Annotated in this window: 1 pseudogene; it reads right to left on the bottom strand. The window is 57.6% G+C overall.

From position 1 onward, the window contains the following. Window positions 1-19: 19 nt before the first annotated feature. Window positions 20-394, bottom strand: a pseudogene (locus tag EN807_RS32955) (alpha-glucosidase/alpha-galactosidase); the annotation flags it as partial.

Raw genomic sequence — 394 nt, 5'->3', positions numbered from 1 at the left:
CGAGATCATGGGCGAGTTACATCGCCGTGCCCTGCACGGAATGGCAAAGACCCACCTGCCGGATCGTCGGGTATTTTTCGGCAATCGCCCAGGTGTTTATCGCCATGGGGTTCACATATTGCAACATAATAGCATTCGGGCAGACGGCCAGCATGTCCTCGCAAATCTTCCAGAGGTGAGGCACTGTGCGCAAGCCGCGCATGATGCCGCCGACGCCAAGTGTGTCAGCAATGGTCTGGCGCAGCCCGTACTTACGCGGCACTTCGAAATCAGTGACCGTGCACGGCTCGTATCCGCCGATCTGGAACGCCACGACAACAAAATCCGCGCCGGAAAGCGCCTTTTTCTGGTCGGTATAAGTCTCGGCCTTCGCCTTTGCACCGAGCGTCGAAAT

This window comes from Mesorhizobium sp. M5C.F.Ca.ET.164.01.1.1, assembly GCF_004792125.1.
In the GTDB taxonomy this organism is placed as follows: domain Bacteria; phylum Pseudomonadota; class Alphaproteobacteria; order Rhizobiales; family Rhizobiaceae; genus Mesorhizobium; species Mesorhizobium wenxiniae.
This window is presented reverse-complemented; position numbering and strand designations above follow the sequence as displayed.